Source organism: uncultured Thiohalocapsa sp. (assembly GCF_913062725.1).
Lineage (GTDB): Bacteria > Pseudomonadota > Gammaproteobacteria > Chromatiales > Chromatiaceae > Thiohalocapsa.
In genome coordinates this window covers 1-2,923 of the sequence record NZ_CAJXWY010000125.1, presented here as the reverse complement: position 1 = coordinate 2,923, position 2,923 = coordinate 1, and the positions used below count along the sequence as shown (strand labels likewise).

The 2,923-nt window shown below is 63.8% G+C and carries 1 pseudogene; it reads right to left on the bottom strand.

Annotation, left to right across the window (positions count from 1 at the left end):
- Positions 1 to 889 precede the first annotated feature (889 nt).
- A pseudogene (locus QZ588_RS17945) lies at positions 890 to 2,914 on the bottom strand (efflux RND transporter permease subunit).
- Positions 2,915 to 2,923: the final 9 nt, after the last annotated feature.

The following is a 2,923-nucleotide window of genomic DNA, read 5'->3' as shown; positions in this document are numbered from 1 at the left end:
TCAGATCAGCCGCGGATTGCTCAATGACAAATTGCCGCATGGGGCCACCGAATGGGTGATGTGGTAAAGATGCCTATCTTACCACGATCGCCCTGTTTTGGCAGCAGTTTTCGCCATTACTCATTCATTTAACTCACGGATTCAGGATCGAAACATTCAAACAATGGTACCGCGAAGGTTCTGAGCTGTTCCGTAAGTGGCCCTATAACCAGCCGTGACTTGACATGCGCATGGTCTCTCAGGATTCTCGTGGGCGCTGGATGTCCGTCTTCTAGCCCCCGGTGATGACGGCGCGGTCAGTGACTGTTGGGTCGTAGACGGGGTCGGCGAAGTTGTCAGGGAATAACGTGATCGCTTGTTGATTGCCAAAAGAGCGAGGTGAAATAGGTGTTGCAATCGAATCAGTTCAGGGTAAATGAAGTATGGATTATATTCAAATTAAACGATGCTCCGGTTCTGACGGATCTTGATGGGGAGTTCAATGTTTACGCATTGATGGATGCGGCAAGCTGTTATATTCTTGACTCAGGCTTTGTGTCGGTAGAGGCAAAAGAGATATCCAGGCTGGACTCTGAGCGGATGCTAAGTAACGGATATGCCCAAAAAAACGAATACCCAAAGGAGCTCATCATTCCGGACTCCTATCTGGCTGATAACCTGAAAGAAGAAGCAGAGCGCTGCGGGATCAGAGTGCGATACGTTGCAGAGGATCAGCTCCTGCCGATCATAGGCGAAGCTCGTCAGGGCTTTCAGAGACATTTTAGCGGCGGGCGGGCGTATTCAATCATAAGCCTGGCAAGGCAAATCCAGCAGGCGCGCCGAAGGCGCGCGGGGCTGATCCGAGGCGTTGAACCTACACCTGGAGCCTGCTTTGGGCCGGGCGCTGCCGCTAGACATCAGCTGCAGGAGGTGCGTCTTTTACCGGCCTTGAGTTGCCGCCCTGCCGACCCGCCGCACCGAAGCGCAGGTAGAGCGCCGGCACCACCAGCATGTTCAACGCTGTGGACGACAACAGCCCCCACAGCATGACGATGGCCATTGGAGTTTGCAGCTCGCTGCCGGGCTGACCGCCTGCCAGGGCCAGGGGCACAAGGGCAAGTCCGGCGGACAGGGCGGTCATCAGGATCGGCGCCAGGCGCTCCATGGCACCACGGTGCACCGCAGCATGACAGTCGGCCATGTGCTCGTCGTCCACCAGGTGGCGGATGTGGGTCACCAGCATCACGCCATTGCGGGTGGCGATGCCAAAGAGCGCAATGAAGCCGACGATGGAGGCCACGGAGACCACGCCGCCGGCGGCGTAGACACCAAAGATGCCGCCCACCATCGCCAGCGGCAGGTTGAGCATCACCAGCGCCGCATCCCCGGCGCAGCGGAAAGCGACGGTGAGCAAGAGGAAGATGCCCGTCACGACGCCGGCACCGAGAATCAGCAGGGTCTGGCGCGCCTGGGCGGCGCTCTCGAATTGGCCGCCTTAGGCGATGCGCCAATTGCCATGCGACTGGCCGAGCGGCAATGCCACCTGCTCGGCGACGGCTTGCTGGATGTTGGTCACCACCGAGCGCAGGTCCGTACCGGCGCCGGCCGTGGCCACGTTAGCGGAGACCACGATCTTGCGCTGCACGTCCTCGCGGCTGATGGTGTTGGGGCCGCGGTCGCGGCGGATGTCGGCCAGCGCGTGCAGCGGCAGCCGGGCGCCGGCGGGGGTGGTGATCAGGGTCTCGCGGATCGCTTGGGGGTCCGCGCGGGCCTCGTCCGGGTAGCGCATCACCAGATCAAAGCTGCGCTGGCCCTCCAGCACGCTGGAGACGCGGCTGCCGTAGAAGGCGGCCTCAATGGCACGGGAGACCTCGCCGACGCGCAGCCCGTGGCGGGCCAGGGCGGCGCGCTCCAGGTCGATGTGCACGAAGGGAATGTCGGCCTGCTGCTCGACGAACAGGTCGACCACGCCGGGCACGTCGCGCATGGCCGCCTCCACCCGGCGGGCGAGACGGCGCAGCTCGTACAGATCGTCGCCGAACAGTTTCACGGCCACTGCGGCGCGGGTGCCGGAGAGCATGTGGTCCACCCGATGACTGATGGGCTGGCCGATGGTGATGGACAGGCCAGGCACCTTTTGCAAACGCTCGCGCAGTTCGGCGAGCAGCCTGTCCATGTCGCGGGTGCCGCCGCCTTGTCCGCTCAAATCCAGATTCACCTCGATCTCGGTGCTGTTGACCTCCTGGGTATGCTCGGCCAGCTCCGAGCGGCCGGTGCGCCGGGCCGTACCGATGACCTCGGGCTGTTCCAGCAGGGCCGCTTCCAGCCGCGAAGCGAGGGCGTCGGACTGCGCCAGCGACGTCCCCGGTGGGGTACTGGCCATGATGGTGAGGCTGCCCTCGTTGAACGGTGGCAGGAAGGTCTGGCCGGCCTGGCTCAGCGCCAGCAGCGCCAGGGCCAGCAGCAGAAAGGACGTGCCGGCGAGCAGGCGCCAGCGCCGCAGCGTCGCATCCAGCAGCGGCCCGTAGCCCGCCTTGAGCCAGCGTACCAAGGCCGCCTCACGGCCGCCGCGGATGGCTTGCGAGCGCGGCAACAGGTAGTAGGAGAGCACCGGCGTGATGGTGATCGCCACCAGCAGGGAAGCTACCAGCGCCACCACGTAGGCGAGCCCCAGCGGGGCCAGCAGCCGGCCCTCCACGCCGCTGAGAAACAACAGCGGCAGGAACACCAGAATGATGATCAGGGTCGCGAAGAGGATGGTGGACTGGATCTCGTGGGTGGCGGCGTAGACCACGGCGAGGGTTGGACGGCGCGCGCCCGCGGGCAGCGCGGCGTTCTCGCGCAGCCGCCGGGCGATGTTCTCGACATCGATGATAGCGTCGTCCACCAGGGCGCCGACGGCGATGGCCATGCCGCCCAGGGTCATGGTGTTGATGCTGGCCCC